A 17,081-nucleotide genomic window follows, 5' to 3' on the forward strand; every position below is an offset into this window, starting at 1 on the left:
GGGGCTGCCCGCCAACCGGTTTCGCGATGCGGTCAGCCCAGGGTGCGGCCCGCGTGCCCGGCGCCGTGCCGGCCGTCCAGGGAGGGCGGGCCCTCCTGGTGGCGCAGGCGGCGTACGAGGCGGACGAGGTCGGCCGGTTCGAAGGGCTTGGCGAGGAAGCCGTCCACGCCCGCGGCGGTGCCGGTGTTCATCTCGTACTGCGTGCAGGCGCTGACGATCGCGATGGGCACCAGGCTGGTCCGGGGGTCGGCGCGCAGCCGGGCGGCGGTGCGCAGGCCGTCGAGGCGGGGCATGACCACGTCGAGCGTGATGACGTCGGGGGCGACTTCGTGGACGACGTCCAGGCATTCGGCACCGTCGGCCGCGGTCACGACCTCGAAGCCCTCAAGTTCGAGATTGACCCTGATCAGTTGCCTGATGACCCTGTTGTCGTCGACAACGAGCACCCGGCCGGACGCTCCAGACACAACTTGAGAGTAGGTCCGAAGCCGGTGCCGCGTCCGGGTTTTGCCGACTTCCGCCCCGCCCCGCGCCCGCCTCTCGCCCACTACTCGTACGCCCCGACCTAGAGTCTTGGTCCATGGAGCAGAACGAAGTCGTCCTCAGGGCCATCGGCATTCTCACGCAGTCCGCGGAGTGGATCCGCACGGCCCGCCGTGACGCGGAGCCGGGCGAGGCGGGCGGCGCGGAACCGCCGGCCGGGGTGGAGGGCGGCGGCGGTGTGGAGAGCGGCGACAGCGGCGCGGGGCAGATCGGTTCGCTGCTCGCCGAGGTCTTCCCGTCCTTCACGGTCTCCTCGGAGGCCACCCCGCTGGAGGCGGCCCACTCGGTGACGGAGGCGGCGCTGCCCCCGATCATGCAGCTCATCGGGGCGTTCACCTTCGTCTTCACGGAGCTGGCCCGGGTCCATGACGCCGGGCGCACGGACATCACATCGGAGGAGCTGCTGCGCGAGCTGGCGCTGCGGATGTCCCGCCCGGACGAGGCGGGGCAGGGGTAGCGGCGCGGGCGGCTACGGCTTACCGGCGCGCGGCAGCAGCGCCGTCGCCGCCAGCGGGATCGCCGCGAGGGCCAGCCACGGGACCGCCGCCGGCAGGTCCGCGTCGAGGAGGGAGCCGGTGGCCGCGCTGCCGATGAGGACGGTCAGGCCGGAGACGGAGGAGAGCGCGCCGACGTAGAGGCCGAGCCGGCCGGGGGCGGCGAGGTCGGGGACCCAGGCGCGGGCGGCCGGGGCTATCAGCATCTGGCCGAGGGTGAGCAGGGCGACGAAGCCCGCGACCGGGGCCAGTCCCGCGGTGCCGGTCAGGGCGGCGGGGCGGGCCACCGCCACGACGGCGAAGCCGGCCGACAGCAGGACCAGGCCCGCCGTCATGGAGCGGCGCGGGTCGAGCCGGCCGGCGGCCCAGCGGGTGACGGGGAGCTGTGCGGTGACGACGAGCAGCGAGGAGAGCGCGAAGAGCCAGGCCAGCGGCGCCTGGGAGCCCGCGGCGCGCTCCACCTCGGCCGGGACGGCCAGGTAGAGCTGGTTGTACGCGAGGAGATACGTCCCGTACGCCAGGCAGAGCGCGAGGAAGCGCCGGTTGCCGAGCAGGCCGCGTATGGCGCCGGGGCCCCGGGTGGGGGTGCGGCCGGGTATGTGCTGCGGCAGCAGCTTCCAGTGGCCCGCCAGGACGAGCAGGAAGATCGCGGATCCGGCGAGGCAGACCGTACGGAAGTCCACCGCGAGCAGCAGGGCGCCGAGCAGCGGTCCGACGAAGGCGCCCGCCTGTCCGGCCATGGTGAACAGCGCCAGTACGCCGGTACGGGGGCCGCCGCCCTCCTCCTCCCGGACCACGGCCTGGCGGGCCACTTCGGACTCGACGGCGGGCGAGAAGAGGGCGGCGGCGAAGCCGATGAGCAGGACGGCGGCGATGACGGACCAGGACCGCTCGGCGAGGCCGAGCCAGGTGAATCCGGCGATGCGCAGCCCGCACCCCGCCAGTACCACGGGCCGTACGCCGTACCGGTCGGCCAGCGCGCCGCCGACGACGAACAGCCCCTGCTGGCTGAAGGTGCGCAGCCCCAGGACGAGGCCGACCAGCCACCCCGCCATGCCGATGGCTCCGCCGAGGTGGTCGGAGAGGAAGGGGAGGACGGCGAAGAAGCCGACGTTGAAGGCGAGCTGCGTGAGGATCAGCAGGCGCAGGAGCGGGCCGAGTCCGCCCCATTCGCCGATGGCGGACCGGAACCGGGTGCCGCGTCGGGACCCGGTGTCTCCTGACCGGGGGCGCGCCCGCGCTGTGGCCGCTGTCTCCGCCTCGTCCATCAGGCCTCCTTCGGGGCGGCGATCACGAACGCGTCGGTCCTGGCGGCCCCGGCCGCCCCGGTCGTCCCTGCCGCGCGGCGGCGGCCCCGTATGCCGCCGGCCGCCGACACCGCGAGCGCGCCCAGCAGGGCCAGTACGGCGGCCGGTGCGAACACCGCCCAGGGCGCGCGCTCCGCGTACGGCAGGTTCTCGGCGAGCAGCAGCCCCCACTCGGGGGACGGCGGCTGCGCACCCAGCCCGAGGAAGCCCAGGGAGGCCAGGGCGAGCGCCACGGCGGGCAGCCGGACCAGCGCGTGCCGGGCCACCGGCGGTACGACGGCGGGCAGCAGCTCGCGGCGGAGCAGATGGAGCGGGCCGGCGCCGAGCGCACGGGTGGCGGCCAGGTGGGTGGTGGCGCGTTCCTGGACGAGCAGCGCGGAGGCGTGCGCGGCCAGCGGCGCCCAGGCGACCGCGGCCACCGCGAGCGCCGGGGTGGCCGGGCCGCCGCCCGCGACCCCGGCGACCAGGAGCCCGGCGAGGACCGGCGGCACGGCGTTGACGGTGTCGACGGCCGGCCCCGACACCTTCGGTACGAGCCCGAGCAGCACGCCCAGGAGGAGGGCCGCGGCGCTGACCGCCAGCGCGAGGGCGAGGGTGGTGAGCGCGCCGTGTCCGATCCTGGCCAGGAGGTCGCGGCCGAGGGCGTCCGTGCCGAACGGATGCGCCCAGGACGGCGCCTGGAGCCGGGCCGCCGGGTCCAGCGCCAGCGGGTCACGGGTGAGCCCGGCCCCGATGACGCCGAGCAGCAGCGCGCCGTACACCAGGGGCAGGGCGCGGCCCGCCGGGGGCGCGGGCCGGTGCGGGGCCTGGAGCGCGCCGTCCCGCAGCGCGGGGCCCAGCATGAGGTGCGCCGTGCCGCGCGCGAGGCCGCCCGCCACGGCGGCGAGCAGGAGCAGGGCGAGGGTGCCCGCCTGGAGCACGGGCAGGTCCTGGGCGATCGCGGCTTCGAGGGTGAGCCGGCCGAGGCCCGGGATGTCGAAGATCTGCTCCACCGCGACCGAGCCGCCGGTGAGGCCGACGACGAACAGGCCCAGGTTGGGCAGGAGTCCGGGGAGGCAGCGGCGCAGCGCCTGCCGGGCGATCCGGTGGCCGGGGATGCCGCGCGCCGCCGCGGCGAGCGCCCATGGTTCGGCGAAGGCGCCGGGCAGCGCGTCGTCCAGGATCCGGCCGAGCAGCGCGCCGGCGGGCAGGCCGAGGGCGAGCGCGGGCAGCACCAGCCACGGGGGTCCGTACCAGCCGAGCGCGGGGAGCCAGCCGAGCTGTACGCCGACGACGGTGGCCAGGACGGACGCCGTCAGGAACTCGGGCAGCGCGGCGAGCATCGCGGCCGCTCCCCCGGCGCGCGGTGCGCCGGGGGAGCGCCGCGCACCGCGCCGGAGCGTACGGGCGCAGACGGCCCCCGCGGTGATGAGGGCGACCGTCATCGCGGTGGCCATCAACAGGAGGGAGACGCCCATCGCCTGGCCGACGGAGGGCAGGACGGCGGATCCGGAGATCCAGGACTCGCCCGCGTCCCCGCGCGCCAGCCCGCCGAGCCACTGGCCGAGGAGATGGCCGGGTCCGGCGCCGAGGCCGAGCTGGTCGCGTACGGCGTCGAGGGCTTCGGGGGTGGGGTCGCGCTCCGCGGAGCGCGCCTTGAGCACGGTCAGCGCGGGATCGGTGCGCGAGAGCCAGGGCAGCAGGCCGATGGCGCAGAGCAGGGCGCCCGCGAGAACGGCGCGCCACAGGAGGGTGAGGCCGGGGGGCGTGGTGAGGGGGGCGCGTCCGGCCGGGGGGTGGTTCATGCGGGCCGTCCGCTCAGCGCCGGGTGCCGGGGGCGACGACGGCGCGCTCGTACGGGTCGAGCAGCACGCCCCGTACGGAGGTGGCGACGCCGAGGACATTGCGCTGGTGGACCAGGGGCACGACCGCGTCCGTACCGAGGATCCGCGCCTCCGCGGCCAGCACGGCGCGGCGCCGCTCCTCCGGGTCCGCGACGGCGTCGGCGGCGGTGACGGCGCGGTCGACGGCCTTGTCGCAGAGCAGCGCCAGGTTGTAGGTGCCCTCGCAGGTGTAGTCGGAGGCGAGGACGGAGACCGGGTCGCCGGTGTCGAGCATGGTGTTGCGCGCGCCGACGAACGCGTCGAACTTCCCGGCCAGCGCGTCGCTCTCGATCCGCGAGGACTCCCGTACGGTCAGCTTGACGGTGAAGCCGGCCTTCTCCAACTGCTGCTGGAGTACCTGGGCGACCTCGGGCAGCTCGGGCCGGTTGTCGTAGGTGGCGAGGGTGACGGTGGCGCCCTTGACCTGTGCGGCGGTGGCCGGCTCCGCGCGTCCGACGGGCTTGTGGCGCAGACCCTGCGCCCAGTTCAGGGCGGGGCCGAAGACGCCCTGGCCGGGGTCGGCGTACCCCTCGTAGACGTTCTTGGCGAGGACGGAGGTGTCGACGGCCCGGCGGGCGGCGGCCCGTATCTTCGGGTCGGCGAAGACACCGGAGCGGGTGTTGAGGAAGAGGCTGGTGGTGCGGGCGGTGGGCACTTCGCGTGCGACGCCCTTGGGCAGGGAGGCGGCCTGGGAGACCGGTACGGCCTCGGCGATGTCCTCCTCGCCGGTGCGCAGGGCGTTGGCGCGTGCGGTGCCGTCGGCGATGAACTTGGCGTCGATGCCGGACGCCTGGGCCCGGCCGCCCCAGTAGTCGTCGTAGCGGTCGAGGGTGGCGGAGGCGGAGCCGTTGACCTTGGTGATCATGAACGGGCCGGTGGCGTGGCCGACCGGGTCGGGGGCGGCCGGCTTCCCGGCCGCCGCCTTCTTCCCGGCCGCCTCCGCCTTCGTCGTCCCGTACGCCTTCGGGGAGAGGACGGCCAGGCTCGGTCCGGCCAGCCGCAGCGGCAGTACGGGGTCGGCGGTCGCGGTCGTGACGCGGACCGTACGGTCGCCGGACGCCCGCGCGGTGAGCCGCACGCCGGTGAGCGCGGTGGGGACGGGGGTGGCCTCGGTGGCATGGGTGAGGGCGGCGGCGACCGCGTCGGCGGTGACGGGCGCCCCGTCCTGGAAGGTGGCGTCACGCAGGGTGAAGAGCCAATTGCGGCCGTTCTCGCGGCGCCAGGACTCGGCGAGGGCGGGCGCGGCGGCCCCGTTGCCGTCCAGCCGGGTCAGCCCCTCGGTGACGCCGAGCCGGCTGAGGAGGGTGGCGTCGGCGCCGTAGGGGGAGAAATTCTCCGACGGCGGGAAGGCCAGCGCGATCCGCAGCCGCGCGCCCTCGGGCGAGCCGGAGCCCGGCGCGCCGGAGGAGCCGCCCCCGGCGGCGAAGCAGCCGGTGAGCAGCGGGGCGAGCAGGGGTGCGAGCAGCAGACCGGCGGCCGGGCGGCGGCGGTGGGCAGGGCGCATGGTCCTCGTTCTCTACGCGGTGGGCGGCCTTGTGCGGATCTCTCGGACAAGGGCGAACGAAAGATTACATGACAATCGTTTTCACCAGGCCACCATGGGGCTTCGCATCAGACCATGGGGACTTCGAAGTGGACGACGCTCCCCGTGCCACCGGGGACGCCGGTGGCCCCCTCCGCGCCCTCCCGCTCGTCGCACACCACTTTGCCGAGCGACCGCCAGAACGGCTCGGCGCCGGTGACCGCCGGGTCGGTGTGCAGATAGACCGAGGAGTAGCCGCCGTCGGCCGCGGCGAAGTCCAGCAGCTCGCGCACGAGCGCGCGGGCGAGCCCCCGGCGGCGGTGGGCGGGGTGTACGTACACCCGGCGGAGCTGGGCGGTCTCCCCGGAGGGGTAGCGCTCCGCGAGCCAGCGGGGGTTGGGGGGATGTGCCGGGCCCCGGGAGTCGAGGGCCGCGGTGGCGACGACCGTCCGCGCACCGCCGCCCCTCTCACTTCCGCCTTCTTCCACGGCGACCAGCAGCGTGTGGCGCGCGGGGACGAGATAGGCGGCCTCGATGTCGATGATGTCGCCGTGCCAGCGCGGCACATACCCCGAACGGAAGTCGTGGTAAACGGTGTCGAGCATCACGACGCGGGCGGCGTCGGCGTCCTCGCGGGTCGCTGTTCGAATGCGGTAGTTCGGCACTTGCGCATCATATGCAGTAAGCCTTTCGGGCCTGTCACCCGGGCACGGGGGCCTCAGTTCACCCGGGCACGGGGGCCTCAGTCCCGGGGCACCGTGCCCAGGAACCGCACATGGGGGCGGCCCCCGGCGGCGTCCGGGGTGACCGCCGCCCGTACGCCGTAGACGTCCGCGATCAGGTCCTCGGTGATGACCTCGCCCGGGGCGCCGCCCGCCACCGCGCGCCCCTCGCGCAGGACCACGACCTCGTCGCAGTACATGGCGGCGAGGTTCAGGTCGTGCAGGGCGATGACGGTGGTGACCGGGAGCGTGGCGACCAGGTTCAGCAGCTCCAGTTGGTGCTGGATGTCGAGGTGGTTGGTCGGCTCGTCCAGAAGGAGTTCGCGGGGGTCCTGGGCGAGGGCGCGGGCGATCTGGACGCGCTGGCGCTCGCCGCCCGACAGGGTGTGCCAGGACTGGTCGGCGCGGTCCGTCAGCGCGGTGCGGTCCAGCGCCGTCCGTACGGCGGCCTCGTCCTCGGCGGACGGCGCCGACCAGGCGCGGCGGTGCGGGACACGGCCGAGGCGTACGACCTCGCGCACGCTCAGCTCGACCTGGGTGTCGGTCTGCTGCTCGACCACGGCGACCCGGCGCGCGACCGCCCTGCGGCCCACCTCGCCGAGCGTCCTGCCGTCGAGGGTGACCACGCCCGAGGTGGGGGCGAGGACCCCGGAGAGCAGCCGCAGCAGGGTGGACTTGCCCGAGCCGTTCGGGCCCAGCAGCCCCACCGTGGCGCCGGGCGCGGGCGCCACGGAGACCCCGTCGAGGACGAGGCGGCCCCCGGCGGTACGGGAGACCCGCTCGGCGCTCAGGCCAGGCGCGACCGTACTCGTCATCGCGTCCTCCGGGTGCGGTGGAGGACCGGTCATCGGGTCCTCCGGGTGCGGTGGAGGACCAGCACGAACGCCGGTACCCCGATGAGCGAGGTCACCACGCCCACCGGCACCTCCTGCGGGTCGAGCACCGTACGGGCCAGGGTGTCGACCCACACCAGGAAGACCGCCCCGGTCACCGCGGTGACCGGCAGCAGCCGGCTGTGCCCCGGGCCGACCAGGGCGCGGGCCGCGTGCGGCAGGACGAGCCCGACGAAGCCGATGGCGCCCGCCGAGGAGACCAGCGCGGCCGTCAGCAGCGCGGTGGCGCAGAGCAGGACCAGGCGCGTACGGGCGACGGAGACACCGAGGTGGCCCGCGGCGTCCTGCCCGAAGACGAACGCGTCGAGCGTGCGCGCGTACCCGCCGCACACCACCAGCGCCACCACGAGGACCGCGCCGCAGACCTGGACATCGGTCCAGCCGGCGCCGCCGAGCGAGCCGAGCAGCCAGAACAGCACCCCGCGGGTGGTCTCCGCGTCGGCGGCGGTCATCACGACGAAGGAGGTGAGCGCGGAGAAGAGCTGCATCGCGGCGACCCCGGAGAGCACCACCCGGTCCGTCGTCCCGCCCAGTGTGTGACTGAGCGCCAGCACCATCGCGAACGAGCACAGCGCGCCGAGGAACGCCCCGCCAGAGATGGACAGCGCCCCTCCCCCGGCCCCGAGCACCACCACCAGGACCGCGCCGGTGGACGCCCCCGAGGAGACACCGAGGACGAAGGGGTCGGCGAGCGGGTTGCGCAGCAGGGACTGCATGATCGCGCCACACACCGCGAGCCCGGCGCCGCACACCGCGGCGAGCAGGGTGCGCGGCAGCCGCAGGTTCCAGACGATGCCGTCACGGATCGGGGTGAGGGGCGACTCGCCCCGGCCCAGATGCGCGGCGACGACCGACCAGACGTCGCCCACCCGGATGTCCGCGGGCCCGATGGTGATCGCCACGGCGACGGAGAGCGCGAGCGCGGCGAGGGCACAGGCCCAGCCTGCCGGGCGGAGCCAGGCCGCCGTCCGGATCCGGTGGAACCGGCCGTCCTGGGCCGGGGCGGACGGTGCGGACGGGTCCGGGGACGCGTGCGGCGCGGCGGGCGTCCCCGACGCCCGTTCCGTGGTTTTCACGCGGCGGGCGCGTACGCGCGCAGCGCCGCCGCCACCCGCTCGACGCCCTCCACCGTACGGATGCTCGGGTTCATCGCCTGGCCGCTGAGCCGGACGTACCGCCGGTGCTTCACCGCGTCCATGTTCCTGGTGGCCGGGTTGGTCTCCAGGAACTCGATCTTCTTGGCCGCCGTCTCGGCCGTCTCCGACCTGCGGGAGAGATCCCCGATCACCAGGAAGTCCGGGTTCCGGTCGGCGACCGTCTCCCAGTTGATCTGGGGCCACTCGTCATGGGTGGAGTCGAAGACGTTCTTGGCACCGACGGTCCGCGTGATGATGCCGGGCGCCCCGCAGCAGCCGCCCATGTAGGGGGCCTCGGAGTTGGCGAACCAGTAGAGGAAGGTGGTCTCCGCCGCCTTCTTGGTGTCGATCCCGGCGACCGCCTTGTTCATCCGTTCCTTCAGGCTCCGGACGAGCGTGGCGCCCCGCTCCTCGACGTCGAACACCCTGGCCAGATCGCGGATCTCGCCGTAGATGTCCTCCATCGTCAGCGGCGTCGCGCGCGATCCGTCGGTGTCGCCGGAGTTGTCCTTGGCGCAGTCGGACGGGGAGACATAGGTCGGCACGCCCAGCTTCCCGAACTGCGCGCGCGTGGCCACACCGCCCTTGCCCAGGGTGGATTCGAAGGAGGAGGCGACGAAGTCGGGCTCGGTGTCGAGGACCTTCTCGAAGGACGGATTGTTGTCGGCCAGCCGCTCGACCTCGGCATTCTCCTTCTCCAGCCCCTTGGGCAGCGGGTCCGTCCAGGTGGCGGTGCCGGCCATCCGGTCACCGAGGCCGAGGGAGAGCATGATCTCCGTGGTGCCCTGGTTGAGCGAGACGGCCCGCTCGGGCGGCGCGTCGATCCGTACCTTCTGACCGCAGTTGGTGACGGTACGGGGATAACCGGCGGCCCCGGACCTGGCCTCCGCCCCGGAACCCGATCCGGCCCCGGAGGCGCTGTCCCGGGTGGTGGTCGTCCCCTGTCCGCCGCAGCCGGTCAGCAACAGGGCGCCGGCCGCGAGGAGAAGAGTGGTACGGCGGGCAAGGCGTGCGATCGGCACGGAGTCGTTCCTCTGCGTCGAGGGCCCATGCGCGGAGCCCGGTCGTACGGTGCTCCCCCGCCACGGGACGCGGACGGAGGCCGCCAGCAGGTCTTCGGACTCGGGGTCATCCGGACGGGAGCGCCTTCCCGGACTGCCGTCCAGTGGCCGATGCCCCGCCCGTCGCCCTCACCGCTGCGCGTCAGCTCCGGATTCGCACCGGATTCCCTGACCCACGTACATGGGTTCGACTGGCCTCGGCAAGCTATCACAGGCGTTTTCCCGCCCCCCTGCGGCACTTTCCGGCGCTTTCCGCCCGGTGGCGGCCCGCGCGGCGGACAATGGGGCATGGCCGAAACCGCGCCCGTGAAGGTCGCCCTGATCGACGACCATCCCGTGGTCCTCGCGGGCATCGAGTCCTGGTACGCGGCATCGGAGCGGCCGATCGCGGTGACCGCCAAGGGCCCCGATCTGTCGGTGGCGACGAGCGGGCCAGGGCGGGACGCGGACGTCGTGGTGCTGGACCTCCAGCTCGGCCCGGGCAGGTCGGCAGGGCTGCCCGCCTACCCCGAGCTGCGGCAACTCGTCGCGCGGGAGCGGCAGGTGATCGTCTACACCATGCAGGACAGCCAGGAGACCGCGCTGACCTGTCTGGATCTGGGCGCGTTCACCTACCTCACCAAGGCGGAGGGCGAACGGCACCTCATGGCGGCGACCCTGGCGGCGGCCGACTGCCGCCCGTACACCCCGCCCGCGCTGGCCGGGGCGTTCGGCAGCGACGCGCGCAAGGGGCGGCCCGCGCTCACCCCGCGTGAGGTGGAGGTGCTGCTGGAGTGGTTCCAGTCGGAGTCCAAGGCGATGGTCGGGGCGAGCCTGGGGCTCTCGGTCCGTACGGTGAACACCTATCTGGAGCGGGTCAGGATCAAGTACGCCAACGCGGGCCGGCCCGCGACGACCAAGGCCAATCTGGTCGCGCGGGCCATTCAGGACGGGCTGACATCGCTGGACGAGCTGTGACCCCGGGCGCCGGGGACGGCGGCGACCACGTCGTCGGCGCCGCCGGCGCCGGCCGAAGCGACCCTGCCGCCCGGAGCGGCGCCGTCGCTCGCAGCGGCTCCGTCGGCAGCGGTGTCGAGGACGCAGGACGCCTCGACCAGCAGCCGCCCCTCGCTGCGTACGGTACGCACCCGCACCCCCTGCTCGGCCGCGTCCGGGATCTCCGTCAGCGCCGTCGCCGGGCCGTCCGTCACCACGCTCACCCGCACCAGGCCGCCGCTGCGCACCACCGTGGCGCGGGCGCTGTGCTCGGCGGTCGCCAGCGCGGCGAGCACCGGCTCGGTGAGCGCGCGGCGCAGCCGCCGGTCCACCGGGGCCGAGGCCCCGCGTACGGCGAGCTGTACGTCGACGCCCTGGCGTTCGGCGACGTCGATACCGGCCCGTAGTTCGTGGAGCAGCGGATCGTGCGCGTGGTCGCGCTCCGCGAAGAGCCGCCGCAGCCGCGCGGCCTCGACGGCGGAGCGGCGCCGTACCGCCCCGTCCCCCGGGTCGAGCGCACCGTCCGCGAGCCCGGTCAGCAACGGCAGGACGGAGCGGCCGAGTTCGGCGTAGCGGGCCCGCTGGTCGGCGTGGACCTGGGCGGCGACGGCGGCCTCCGTACGGACGCGCTCCTGTTCGCGCCCTGTGGCGCTCGCGGCGGCGGCGCACTCCCCGAGCGACCGGGCGAGCATCGCGGCGGCCACCTGGAAGGTGCAGATGGCCAGGGCGCTGACGGCCATCCCGGAGGCGGCCTCACGGGTCGGCACCCCGGCGAGCAGCAACTGACCGAGCGTCACGGCGAGATGGCCGCCGATGAAGACCAGCGTCGGCCCCAGCCCGGCGTCGAAGAGCAGCAGCACCCCGAACCAGCCGATCTCCAGGAACGTCCAGTGCGGGGTGCCGATGAAGTCCTCCACGGGCAGCCGGCTGGTGGCGACGGTCGACGCCACGACGGTGCAGGTCAGACCGAGCACCACCCACGGGCGCGGCCGGCCGCGCCCATCGGCGCCGAGCAGCGCGTCCACCATGATCAGAAGGGTCAGCAGGGTGAACGCGAAGAGCTGGACCCAGGGCTGGTCGTAGCCGCGCAGGCTGGCGAGCAGGGCGGGCAGGGCGAGCCCGAGGTGCACGGCGGTGAGGATGAACAGCCCGGCCACCCGCAGCCCGGCGCGCATGTCCCGGGCGATCCGGTCGGTCAGCGGATCGGCGCCGACGCCGTCCGCCTCCTTGCCGGCAGGGGCAGGTGACCGCGCGTCAGACACGGGGCCACTCCAGCCGTACGGTCGTGCCCTCGCCGGGGCGGGAGGCGATCGTGGCCCGGCCGCCCGCCGACTCCATCCGCTCGACGATCGAACGGGTCAGTCCCCGGCGGTGCGCCGGTACGCGCGCCCGGTCGAAGCCGGTGCCCTCGTCGCGGACGACGACGGTGACGGTGTCCCCGTCCCGGACCGCCGTCACCGTCGCGACACCGACGCCCGCGTGCCGGTCCACATTGCGCAGGGCCTCCCCCAGGGAGCCGCGCAGCGCGACGGCGGCGGCGCGCGGGACCGGGCCCAGGGAGCCGGGCGCACGGTCGAACGCGATGTGTACGGAGAGCGGGTGGCCGTCGAGCTCCGCGAGCAGCTCCCGCGTCAGGTCGGCCAGGCCGCCCGCCTCGTACGCCTCGTACGCTTCACGCATCTCATGGGGCTCATCGGTCTTGTCCGTCCCCGCGGGCGCGCGCTCCGCCGCCAGCCTGCGCAGGTCCTTGGCCGCCTGGGTGCGGACCACGTCCGGGCTGAGGGAGGCGCCGTGCGCCGAGACCATCAGCAGGGTGGCGCACGCCGTGTCGTGCAGGGTGGCGAGATGTTCCCGCTCGGCCGACCGCTGCGCCTGGGCCACATCGTGCCGCCGCCGGGCCTCGGCGGCCCGCGCGCCCGCCGCGTCGGCGGCCCTGCTGCCGCGCAGCACGAGCCGGTACATGCCCTGGCAGAGCAGGGTCTGGACGAAGAGCCACCCCACATTGGGCAGCGCGTACGTCCAGCCGTCGGGACGGTCGAGCACCGCGCCGGCCAGATCGACGGCGGCGAGCAGGCCGGCCAGCGGCAGCGCGAGCCGCGCCGGGTGGGTGAGCTGGTAGGCGACGGCGACGATGCTGACGACGACCAGCACCCAGGTACTGCCGTACCGGGTCTGGGAGGCGGGAATGGTCAGCGCCTGGGTGAGACAGAGCGCGGTCAGCACCCCGAGGTCGGCGACGAGGGTCCGGCGGGGGTGACGGCCGGCCCGGGCGAGCCGGTAGTGCAGCACGCTCCAGACGATGACCCCGGCGGAGACTGCGGAGGCGGCGGGCACGGCGCCGACGGGCATGGCCGGTACGGCGAGCAGGGCCCCGGAGCAGACCACGACGACCCTGATCCGGTGGGCGTACCGGAACGCGAAGGCGACGAATTCCCGTTCGGCCGGGCCGGGTTTCGAGGGGCCGGGTTTCGTCTCATGCGTCTTGTGCGTCTCATTCGCCTCTTGCACCACTCGGCGTCTCACCCGTCACATTTCCCGTGCCGATTGTCGGTCGATTGACCGTCACACGCCGGAGGGGTCCGGCGATACCGTTTCTCCGGTCAGGGTCCTGACGTTTCGACCGTTCTCAGGGGGGAGCGGTCAGTGTGGCCGCACGCACCCCTGCCTCATGGGGGTGGGCAGGGGTACGTGCGGGATTACCCTCAGATGCCCGTACGGGGCTGGTTCACTCATACGGAGGAATCCGCCACGGGGGCGCTCGCAGGGGCTTCCACCGGGCCGGTCGGGGGGCCGGCCAGGGGAAGCCCCGCGTAGTTCCCGGCCAGTGCGGCGGCGTGCGGCGAGGACACGATGCGGTCGAGCTGTGCGAGCTGGAGGCAGGTCTCGAAGGCGCCCGTCACCGCTGGTGAACTATCGTCCACCTGGGCCCACTGAGTCTGCGTTCACCGGGGACCCATGTCAACGCCCCGTCCCAGCACGGCCCGAAGCCGGGGCCCGGGAGACCGGAGACCCGCACCATGCCGCCCGCCCCCTTTCCGCCCTCCCCGTTTCCGCCCGCCGGCGAGGTGCCCGCAGAGGCCGTGAAACCGCTGATGCGCGGCATCCTGGTGCTGCGCGCGCTCAGCGACGCCGACGGCCGCGCGAGCATCGGCACCCTGGTCCGCACCACGGGTCTGGCCCGCGCCACGCTCGACCGGGTCGTCGCGACGCTGGCCCGCATGGGATACGTACGGCTGACCGGGCATGACGCCGTGCTCGCCCCGCGCCTCATGGAGCTGGGCAACGCCTATCTGTCCGCGTCACGGCTGCCGGGACGGCTCGGCCCCCTCGCCGAACGGCTCGCGGACGAGCTGGACGAGTCGGTGTCCCTGGCCGTCCCCGACGGCGACGGCATCCGCTTCGTCCACCAGAGCACACGGCGTCGCGCCATGTCGCTGACGTTCCGCATCGGCGATCTGCTGCCGGCCGAACGCACCGCGCCCGGGCCGCTGATCGCCGCCGGATGGACCGGGGAGGAGTGGGCACGGTGGCGGGCCCGCCGGGCCGCCGACCCCGAGGACCTGGGCTTCCCCGCCGTACCGCCCCGGGACGACGGGGCGGCGTACGGCGGCCGGACGGGGCACGCCCGGCGCTTCGAGGAGCTGGCGGCGCGGGCCAGGGAGGACGGCTGGGCGCTGGACGACCAGCTCGTCGAACCGGGGCTGATCGCCCTCTCCGTACCGCTCCACACCCCGTCGGAGACCCGGGCGGGACAGCCGGTCTGTGTCGCGAGCGTGGTCAGCCACACCAGCAGGCACAGCGCCGCCTCGCTCCGGGAGACCCTGCTGCCCCGGCTACGGGCGGCCGTGGCCCGGATGGAACGCGAACTGGCCCGCCCCGCCGGGGAACCCGCCGCCGGGCGGCTGCCCGGGTCGGGGCGTTCCGCGCTGGCCGCGTGGACCGGCGCGTCCAAGCAGGAACTGGGGCGGGAGTTCATCGAGTCCCTGGCCCGCGGACTGACCGTACCGACCGCGTTCGGTGAGGGCGGGCACGCGCTGACGCTCAGCGCGGTCGCCGAGGCCACCGGCCTGGCCAGGGCCACCGCCCGGCGCGCCCTGATCACCCTGGAACATCTGGGTTACGTCACCGCCGCGCCGGACCGGACGTTCCGGCTCACCCCGCGGGTGCTGTCGCTCGGCTTCGCCGCCCTGTCCCGTACGACACTCCCCCAGATCGCCGCACCCCATCTCGCCGCGCTCGCGGGGCGGGTACAGGACTCGGCGTCCCTGGCGGTGCTGGTGGGCGACGACGTCCAGTACACGGCCCGGGTGGCCACGCGGCGCATCATGAACGTCAACATCACCACCGGCACCCGCTTTCCCGCGTACGCGACGTCCATGGGCCGGGTCCTGCTGGCCGGACTGTTGGACGCTCTCTCGTACGACGAACTCATCGCCCGGCTCGCGCGCGCCGAACCGAGGGCGCTGACCCGGCACACGGTCACCCGCCCTACCGAACTGGCCGCGCTGCTGGACGGCGTACGCCGTGCGGGGTACGCCCTGGTGGACGAGGAGCTGGAGGAGGGGCTGCGCTCGATCGCGGTGCCGGTCGTGGACGGTACGGGCGCGGTCGTGGCGGCCGTGAACGTCGCCATGCACACGAGCCGCCGCGATGTCGGGGCGTGCCTCGCGGAGGTCCTGCCGGAGCTGCGCGCGACGGCGGCGCGGGTGGAGGCGGACCTGGTTGTGGTGGGCCGGTTCACCCGCGTACCGACGGTGTGAGACGCCGGAAGGACCCCGCCGGTCGGCGGGGTGCCTGACCGGGGGGTCCTTCCGAGAGGGCGACGCAGGGTCAGTGACCGTTGCGGTTGCCGTTGTTGTTGTTTCCGTTGTTGTTGTTTCCATTGCCTTGGTCGCCGTTGCCATTGCCGTTACCGACATCACCGGCACCATCACCGGCACCCGCGTCACCGGCACCATCACCAGCACCCGCGTTGGCAGCACCGGCATCAGCGACACCATCACCCGCACCGGCATCAGCGGCACCATCGCCGGCACCCGCGTTGGCAGCACCCGCGTCGGCGACACCGCCATCACCCGCACCCGCGTTGGCAGCACCCGCGTCAGCAGCGCCGTCACCCGCACCGGCATCGGCGGCACCGTCGCCGGCGCCCGCATCGGCCGCGCCGTCACCCGCACCGGCATCAGCGGCACCGTCGCCGGCGCCCCCGTCCCCGATCTGGGCGCCGACGGCCTCCAGCGCGGTCGTCACCGGCTGGAAGAAGGTCTCGCCGCCGACGGTACAGTCACCGCTGCCGCCGGAGGTCAGACCGATGGCGCCGCCGTCCGCGGTGAACAGCGGACCACCGCTGTCGCCCGGCTCGGCACAGACATCGGTCTGGATGAGGCCGTTGACGATGTCACCGTTGCCGTAGTTGACGGTGGCGTCGAGACCGGTGACCGAACCGTCGGCCAGCCCGGTGGTGCTGCCCATCCGGATGACTTCCTGGCCCACGGCCGCCTCCGCGGCGGCGGCGATCTCCACGATCTGGCCGTCACCCGTGTCGACCGTGCTGAGAGCCTCGGTCGCCGGGTCGTCGTACGCGGCGAGGGCGAAGTCGCCGCCGCCCGCGAAGGTCGCGTCCTGGATGGTGGCGATCGGCTGCCCGTCCTGGGCGTCCGCCCACTCCGCGGCGGCGACACCGCAGTGCCCGGCCGTGAGGAAGCCGGGGGCGCCGTCCGCCGTCACGACGTTGAAGCCCAGCGAGCAGCGCGCGCCGCCACCGAAGATGGCGTCACCGCCCGCGGCCAGGGGCTTGAACTCCCCGGCGCTCCGCTTGATGCGGGCCACGTCGGAGCCGAGCGACGTGACGGTCGACTCGATCTGGTTCCACTCGGCACCGGTCACGGTGCGGTCGGCGGTGACCTGGATCTGGTTCGTCCTGGGGTCGACGGACCAGGCGGTGCCGGGGATGGTGGCCTGCGCCTTCAGTGTCTGCGAGGCGGCCTTGAGCTGGGCGGTGCTGTTCTTGACGTTTCTGACGACGGCTCCGGCCTGCTTGACCTGGAGCTCGACCTTGTTGTTGTCACCGACGACGTTGATGACGATCTGCTGCTTCGCGGAGTCGTAGTACGACCCGGCGAAGGCATCGCCCAACTGGGCGGCGATCTGAGAGGCGAGATCCCCGGCGGCTGCCGCGGTCACCTTCTTGGGCGTCGGCTCCGGCTCGCCGCCCTGTGAGGCATTGGCGTTCGGCAGCAGAATCGCGGCCGCCGCAACGGCTACAGCGCCACCCCCGGCGAATACGATCTTCCGCTTGGGTATGCGTTTGTGGCTCAACTCAAGACCTCCTGTGGGGGACGGAGTCCGCTCGCCGGCAGCAGACGAAGAACGCTCGGCCCTGTATACGGAGGCGACCCGAAACGCGTTCAGCACAACTTCCCCGCAACCGAGTTCACCCCCTCCGATACGACGCAGTCCCCCACCCGGATCTCCCGGGCAAAACCCTGTGAAGAACGCCAATTCGCCTGGCTACGATCAGCGGATGCGTCCCCTCAAATACGGCTATACCCATCGCACCCCTGGGT

Annotated in this window: 15 protein-coding genes and 1 riboswitch; of the genes, 3 read left to right on the forward strand and 12 right to left on the reverse strand. The window is 74.0% G+C overall.

Annotation, left to right across the window (positions count from 1 at the left end; translation table 11 throughout):
- Positions 1 to 32: 32 nt before the first annotated feature.
- Complete coding sequence (locus tag ACIQ7D_RS11870) at positions 33 to 467, reverse strand: response regulator (protein WP_403936378.1); 435 nt, start codon at positions 465 to 467, stop codon at positions 33 to 35.
- Positions 468 to 580: 113 nt separating this feature from the next.
- On the opposite strand from ACIQ7D_RS11870, the gene ACIQ7D_RS11875 reads away from it, so the two are divergent.
- Positions 581 to 1,000 carry a hypothetical protein gene (locus tag ACIQ7D_RS11875; protein WP_403936380.1) on the forward strand — a complete coding sequence of 140 codons (420 nt, stop codon included), beginning with the start codon at positions 581 to 583 and terminating at the stop codon, positions 998 to 1,000.
- 12 nt (positions 1,001 to 1,012) lie between these two features.
- Here the strand turns inward: ACIQ7D_RS11875 and ACIQ7D_RS11880 are convergent, their stop codons facing one another.
- The 7 genes from ACIQ7D_RS11880 to ACIQ7D_RS11910 all read right to left on the reverse strand — a co-directional run bounded on the left by ACIQ7D_RS11880 (position 1,013) and on the right by ACIQ7D_RS11910 (position 9,501).
- A complete protein-coding gene (locus tag ACIQ7D_RS11880) occupies positions 1,013 to 2,305 on the reverse strand; it encodes an MDR family MFS transporter (RefSeq protein ID WP_403936382.1) in 1,293 nt (430 codons plus the stop codon).
- Positions 2,305 to 4,128: an ABC transporter permease subunit gene (locus tag ACIQ7D_RS11885; RefSeq protein ID WP_403936384.1), complete on the reverse strand. Its 1,824-nt coding sequence runs from the start codon at positions 4,126 to 4,128 to the stop codon at positions 2,305 to 2,307. The genes ACIQ7D_RS11880 and ACIQ7D_RS11885 overlap by 1 nt, the downstream gene beginning before the upstream one ends.
- A gap of 13 nt (positions 4,129 to 4,141) precedes the next feature.
- Complete coding sequence (locus ACIQ7D_RS11890) at positions 4,142 to 5,710, reverse strand: ABC transporter substrate-binding protein (RefSeq protein WP_403936386.1); 1,569 nt, start codon at positions 5,708 to 5,710, stop codon at positions 4,142 to 4,144.
- Positions 5,711 to 5,817: 107 nt separating this feature from the next.
- The gene (locus ACIQ7D_RS11895; protein ID WP_403936388.1) at positions 5,818 to 6,393 is read right to left on the reverse strand and encodes a GNAT family N-acetyltransferase; all 576 of its coding nucleotides are present in this window, start codon (positions 6,391 to 6,393) and stop codon (positions 5,818 to 5,820) included.
- A 77-nt stretch (positions 6,394 to 6,470) separates the two neighbouring features.
- Positions 6,471 to 7,298, reverse strand: a complete 828-nt coding sequence (locus tag ACIQ7D_RS11900; protein WP_403936390.1) for an ABC transporter ATP-binding protein — start codon at positions 7,296 to 7,298, stop codon at positions 6,471 to 6,473.
- Positions 7,295 to 8,317, reverse strand: coding sequence for a FecCD family ABC transporter permease (locus ACIQ7D_RS11905; RefSeq protein ID WP_403936968.1), 1,023 nt, complete (start codon positions 8,315 to 8,317; stop codon positions 7,295 to 7,297). The genes ACIQ7D_RS11900 and ACIQ7D_RS11905 overlap by 4 nt, the downstream gene beginning before the upstream one ends.
- A gap of 98 nt (positions 8,318 to 8,415) precedes the next feature.
- Positions 8,416 to 9,501, reverse strand: coding sequence for an ABC transporter substrate-binding protein (locus tag ACIQ7D_RS11910; protein WP_403936391.1), 1,086 nt, complete (start codon positions 9,499 to 9,501; stop codon positions 8,416 to 8,418).
- A 67-nt stretch (positions 9,502 to 9,568) separates the two neighbouring features.
- Positions 9,569 to 9,751: riboswitch (cobalamin riboswitch) on the reverse strand.
- Between the two features lie 77 nt (positions 9,752 to 9,828).
- Here ACIQ7D_RS11910 and ACIQ7D_RS11915 point away from each other — a divergent pair.
- Positions 9,829 to 10,497: a DNA-binding response regulator gene (locus ACIQ7D_RS11915; RefSeq protein ID WP_403936393.1), complete on the forward strand. Its 669-nt coding sequence runs from the start codon at positions 9,829 to 9,831 to the stop codon at positions 10,495 to 10,497.
- Here ACIQ7D_RS11915 and ACIQ7D_RS11920 read toward each other — a convergent pair.
- From ACIQ7D_RS11920 to ACIQ7D_RS11930, 3 genes are all read right to left on the reverse strand, one after another.
- On the reverse strand, positions 10,464 to 11,777 hold the full coding sequence (locus ACIQ7D_RS11920; protein WP_403936395.1) for a hypothetical protein: 1,314 nt from the start codon (positions 11,775 to 11,777) through the stop codon (positions 10,464 to 10,466). The two genes, ACIQ7D_RS11915 and ACIQ7D_RS11920, sit on opposite strands and share 34 nt — an antisense overlap.
- The gene (locus tag ACIQ7D_RS11925; RefSeq protein WP_403936396.1) at positions 11,770 to 13,023 is read right to left on the reverse strand and encodes a sensor histidine kinase; all 1,254 of its coding nucleotides are present in this window, start codon (positions 13,021 to 13,023) and stop codon (positions 11,770 to 11,772) included. The genes ACIQ7D_RS11920 and ACIQ7D_RS11925 overlap by 8 nt, the downstream gene beginning before the upstream one ends.
- Before the next feature lie 221 nt (positions 13,024 to 13,244).
- Entirely contained in the window at positions 13,245 to 13,415 is a 171-nt protein-coding gene (locus ACIQ7D_RS11930; protein ID WP_403936397.1) for a hypothetical protein, read from the reverse strand.
- A gap of 117 nt (positions 13,416 to 13,532) precedes the next feature.
- On the opposite strand from ACIQ7D_RS11930, the gene ACIQ7D_RS11935 reads away from it, so the two are divergent.
- Positions 13,533 to 15,275 carry an IclR family transcriptional regulator C-terminal domain-containing protein gene (locus ACIQ7D_RS11935; RefSeq protein ID WP_403936398.1) on the forward strand — a complete coding sequence of 581 codons (1,743 nt, stop codon included), beginning with the start codon at positions 13,533 to 13,535 and terminating at the stop codon, positions 15,273 to 15,275.
- 70 nt (positions 15,276 to 15,345) lie between these two features.
- On the opposite strand, the gene ACIQ7D_RS11940 is transcribed toward ACIQ7D_RS11935, so the two are convergent.
- Positions 15,346 to 16,833: a S1 family peptidase gene (locus ACIQ7D_RS11940; RefSeq protein WP_403936400.1), complete on the reverse strand. Its 1,488-nt coding sequence runs from the start codon at positions 16,831 to 16,833 to the stop codon at positions 15,346 to 15,348.
- Positions 16,834 to 17,081 lie beyond the last annotated feature (248 nt).

It is taken from the genome of Streptomyces sp. NPDC096310, from assembly GCF_044763125.1.
Classification (GTDB): Bacteria; Actinomycetota; Actinomycetes; order Streptomycetales; family Streptomycetaceae; genus Streptomyces.

What these genes read in the sequence shown, in the direction of transcription:
- ACIQ7D_RS11875 (WP_403936380.1), top strand. Translation starts at nt 581, where the DNA reads ATGGAGCAGAACGAAGTCGTCCTCAGGGCCATCGGCATTCTCACGCAG.
- ACIQ7D_RS11880 (WP_403936382.1), bottom strand. Translation starts at nt 2,305, where the DNA reads ATGGACGAGGCGGAGACAGCGGCCACAGCGCGGGCGCGCCCCCGGTCA.
- ACIQ7D_RS11885 (WP_403936384.1), bottom strand. Translation starts at nt 4,128, where the DNA reads ATGAACCACCCCCCGGCCGGACGCGCCCCCCTCACCACGCCCCCCGGC.
- ACIQ7D_RS11890 (WP_403936386.1), bottom strand. Translation starts at nt 5,710, where the DNA reads ATGCGCCCTGCCCACCGCCGCCGCCCGGCCGCCGGTCTGCTGCTCGCA.
- ACIQ7D_RS11900 (WP_403936390.1), bottom strand. Translation starts at nt 7,298, where the DNA reads ATGACCGGTCCTCCACCGCACCCGGAGGACGCGATGACGAGTACGGTC.
- ACIQ7D_RS11915 (WP_403936393.1), top strand. Translation starts at nt 9,829, where the DNA reads ATGGCCGAAACCGCGCCCGTGAAGGTCGCCCTGATCGACGACCATCCC.
- ACIQ7D_RS11935 (WP_403936398.1), top strand. Translation starts at nt 13,533, where the DNA reads ATGCCGCCCGCCCCCTTTCCGCCCTCCCCGTTTCCGCCCGCCGGCGAG.